Origin of the sequence: Rhodococcus sp. ENV425, from assembly GCF_002887785.1 — a bacterium.
In the GTDB taxonomy this organism is placed as follows: domain Bacteria; phylum Actinomycetota; class Actinomycetes; order Mycobacteriales; family Mycobacteriaceae; genus Rhodococcus; species Rhodococcus aetherivorans.
On the sequence record NZ_PCZU01000149.1, the window covers coordinates 48,086 to 52,150 of the forward strand.

The following is a 4,065-nucleotide window of genomic DNA, read 5'->3' on the forward strand; positions in this document are numbered from 1 at the left end:
AGCTGATCGTGCCGGGTTCCGTTGTGGCGCGTCAGTACTCGATGGCCAATCCGCCCTCCGAGTCGCGCCGGCTCGAGTTCCACATCAAGCGGGTCGATGGAGGGCTCGCGACGGAGGGGTGGATCTTCGGCTCGCTTCGGCCGGGAGACCGGATCGGGCTGCGCGGGCCGCTGGGGCAGTTCGCCCTGGTTCGTCCCCAGGAAGAACCGGCCATTCTGGTCGGCGGCGGAACGGGGCTTGCCCCCTTGAAGTCGATTGTGCGCCATGCACTCTCCAACGATCTTGTCCCGAGCATCGACCTGTACCACGGAGGGCGCGGGCAGGCGGATCTGTACGACGTGGACTTCTTCCGGGCTCTCGAGGCCGCCGATCCCCGATTCCGCTACCACCCTGTACTCAGCGAGGAGCAGTGGGACGGCGCCACCGGCGTGGTCACCGACGCCGTGCTCGACGACTTCGCCAGTTGCAAGGGGCGCAGCGCATACCTGTGCGGGCCACCCGCCATGGTCACCGCGGCGGTCAAGGCGCTCAAACGGCGTCGCATGGCGCCCCGGTTGATCTTCAAGGAGGAGTTCACCGTCGGCAGCGCGCCGCCGGTGATGTCGCCGGTGTGACCGGTTCCGCGGCCGGGTGTTCGGGTTCAGCCCGAGCACCCGGCCGGTCGTCGTTCAGTGTCGGTGCCCCGGTTCGCGGCCGGCGCGTTCCTTCCGATACTGGCCGGGGCTCGCGCCGAAGGCGGCGCGGAACGTCCTGCTGAAGTGGGAGACGTCCCGGAAGCCCGCGCATTCGCTGACCTCGGCGACGGACATCTCGGTCGTCAGCAGGTACTTCCGCGCGCGCTCGAGCCGTGCCTGATACAGCCATGCGCGCGGAGTGGTGCCCGCTGCGCTGAAGAGCTTCTGGACGTTGCGCAACGACATCCCGGCGTCGGCGGCGACGTCCGGAAGCGTGAGCTCGGGATCGTGCAGCTTCTGTTCGATGACCCGCTGGACGCGGGTGAGATCTTCCGTGCGGTGCAATTGGGCGGCACCGGTCGCGACAGTGCCTTCGGTGAGGGCGGTGACCAGCATGTCGACGGCCGAGGAGGCGAACGACACGGCGGCCCCCCGCGAGATGGGGGCATTCATCGACGCGATGTCGACGAAGAAACGACCGACCAGTCCGCCCGGCCCGGTCTCGCCGCAGATCGTGCGGGCCGTGCCGTGTTCGACGATCCGCCCCGGCAGGCGCGAGGTGAGCAGTTCACGAGGAGACCGCACGACGATCTGCCGGAACGGCGCGGGGGAGTGGAAGACGAACGGGGTGGCGCAGTCGAGCAATGCGAACGACCCTCGCTCGACCGTCGTGGTCCGGCCCGACTGCTGCACCTCGACGTGGCCCTCGGTCACGATGCACACGAGATAGCCTGCACCGGAGTCGGAGTCGACCATCGCGGGCGAGCGGACCACCGTGTGGGCGTCGGCCCGGATCGTGCTGACGTGCAGATCGCCGAACGGCCGGCCGCCCCATTCCGCGTCGAAGTGACGTCGTGGGTTCGGCCACGCGACGTCCATCTCGCAGTACAGCTGCCCCAGCGTGCTCGCCCATCGGGTGTGCCCCTCGCTCGTGTCCAGCTCCTGCGTCCGCAGGGAAACGATGCCGGGGGCCGCTCCGTTGCGCGCAGAGTCACCCGTTTGTTCGCGCTCAGCCATGTTCCACCACACCTCCGCCTTCTAGTGTTACAGATCACAGGAACGTGGCGCCCGGAACGATATCCCAACCCCCGGCCCCGCGCGACCACCGAGGACGGTTACCGAAGCGCGCCAGCGTGATCGGTGCCGGGATCCTCCGAAGTCGGCGGATACGGCCGGGCCGGGTCGACGCCCGTCGTGCCGTTCCCCACCCGAGCCGATTCCTGCACCACACCCCCGAGACCAGGAGTGAAGACCATGACGACCACATCGATCCTGGGCGACGCCGTCGGAGCGCCCAACACCGTCCGGCCCATGACCGGCGACGAGTACATCGAGTCGCTCCGCGACGGTCGTGAGGTGTACTTCCGTGGCGAGCGGGTCGACGATGTCACCACACATCCGGCCTTCCGCAATTCGGTCCGGTCGGTGGCCCGGATGTACGACGCGATGCACAAGCCGGAAGCGAAGGGCATCCTGTCGGTGCCGACCGACACCGGTAACGGAGGATTCACCCATCCGTTCTTCAAGACGGCGCACAGTGCCGACGATCTGCTCCTCGCTCGTGATGCGATCGCCACCTGGCAGCGCGAGGTGTACGGCTGGCTGGGCCGCTCGCCCGACTACAAGGCGTCGTTCCTCGGCACCCTCGGAGCCAACGCGGAGTTCTACGGGGAGTACCAGGACAACGCGAAGCGGTGGTACAAGGAAGCACAGGAACGCGTGATCTACATGAACCACGCGATCGTGAACCCCCCGATCGACCGCGACAAGCCCGCCGACGAGACCGCCGACATCTGCGTGCACGTGGTGGAGGAAACCGACGCGGGCCTGATCGTGTCCGGCGCCAAGGTGGTGGCGACCGGGTCGGCGATCACCAACGCCAACTTCATCGCGCACTACGGCCTGCCGCTCCGCAAGAAGGAGTTCGGCCTGATCTTCACCGTCCCGATGGATTCGCCGGGCCTGAAGCTGTTCTGCCGTACGTCCTACGAGATGAACGCCGCCGTCATGGGTACGCCGTTCGACTACCCGCTCTCGAGCCGATTCGACGAGAACGACGCCATCATGGTGTTCGACCGGGTGCTGGTGCCGTGGGAGAACGTCTTCGCCTACGACACCGAGACGACCAACGGGTTCGTGATGAAGTCGGGCTTCATGTCTCGCTTCATGTTCCACGGTTGCGCCCGTCTCGCCGTGAAGCTGGACTTCATCGCCGGCTGTGTGATGAAGGCGGTGGAGATGACCGGCTCGGCCGGATTCCGCGGCGTGCAGATGCAGATCGGCGAGATCCTCAACTGGCGTGACATGTTCTGGGGACTGTCCGACGCGATGGCGAAGACGCCCGATCCGTGGGTCAACGGGGCCGTGCAACCGAACCTCAACTACGGTCTCGCCTACCGCACCTTCATGGGCGTCGGCTACCCGCGGATCAAGGAGATCATCCAGCAGACCCTCGGCAGCGGCCTGATCTACCTGAATTCGCATGCGAGCGACTGGGGTAACCCCGAGATCCGGCCGTACCTCGACCAGTACGTTCGCGGGTCGAACGGCATCGTGGCCATCGATCGTGTCAAGCTGCTCAAGCTGCTCTGGGATGCCGTCGGTACCGAGTTCGGCGGCCGGCACGAGTTGTACGAGCGCAACTACGGCGGCGACCACGAGGCCGTGCGCTTCCAGACGCTGTTCGCCTACCAGGCTCAGGGCCTGGACAACCAGCTCAAGGGCTTCGCCGAGCAGTGCATGTCCGAATACGACATCGACGGCTGGACGCGCCCGGATCTGATCAACAACGACGATCTGAAGATCGTCCGTAGCTGAACGGGGCGCAGCGATGAGGAGCACGGTCATGACCGACACCGCCCGGGGATCCGATCTCGACGTCACGCCTCTGCACATGCGTAAGGCCCTCGGCCGGTTCGCCAGCGGCGTCACCATCGTCACCACCGCCGAGTCCGAGGACGAGGCCTCGGTGCACGGAATGACCGCCAACGCGTTCACCTCCGTGTCGCTCGATCCGCCGCTCGTGCTCGTATCGATCGCCAACCGCGCCAAGATGAACGAGCGGATCCGCGAGGCGGGGCGGTACGGCGTTTCGATCCTCGCCGGGGACCAGGAACCGTTGTCCCTGCACTTCGCCGGCGCGGCGAACCAGCCGGATCTGGTTCGGTTCGTGTGGCGCAAGGGCGTGCCTCTCCTCGAAGGTGCACTGGTTCACCTCGCGTGCACCGTGGTCGATTCGCATCCCGCGGGTGACCACACCCTGCACGTGGGCCGGGTGGAGCGGCTCTGGTACGACGACGGGCACCCGCTGGTGTTCTACACCGGCACCTTCCGGTCGCTCGAGTTGCAGGGCAGGGACGAACCCTGGGGGTTCTGATCGAGCAGGGCGGGG

Annotated in this window: 4 protein-coding genes; 3 read left to right on the top strand and 1 reads right to left on the bottom strand. The window is 66.8% G+C overall.

Annotated elements, in window-relative coordinates; genetic code table 11:
- A partial coding sequence (locus CQZ88_RS30925; RefSeq protein ID WP_258008566.1) for an FAD-binding oxidoreductase occupies positions 1–614 on the top strand: 614 nt, incomplete at its 5' end.
- A 54-nt stretch (positions 615–668) separates the two neighbouring features.
- Here the strand turns inward: CQZ88_RS30925 and CQZ88_RS11865 are convergent.
- A complete protein-coding gene (locus CQZ88_RS11865) occupies positions 669–1,691 on the bottom strand; it encodes an AraC family transcriptional regulator (protein WP_006933888.1) in 1,023 nt (340 codons plus the stop codon).
- A gap of 237 nt (positions 1,692–1,928) precedes the next feature.
- Between CQZ88_RS11865 and CQZ88_RS11870 the strand changes: the two genes are divergently transcribed.
- Both CQZ88_RS11870 and nphA read left to right on the top strand, forming a co-directional pair.
- Complete coding sequence (locus tag CQZ88_RS11870) at positions 1,929–3,491, top strand: 4-hydroxyphenylacetate 3-hydroxylase family protein (protein ID WP_043799290.1); 1,563 nt, start codon at positions 1,929–1,931, stop codon at positions 3,489–3,491.
- Positions 3,492–3,519: 28 nt separating this feature from the next.
- Complete coding sequence (gene nphA / locus CQZ88_RS11875; RefSeq protein ID WP_006933892.1) at positions 3,520–4,050, top strand: NADH-dependent flavin reductase; 531 nt, start codon at positions 3,520–3,522, stop codon at positions 4,048–4,050.
- Positions 4,051–4,065 lie beyond the last annotated feature (15 nt).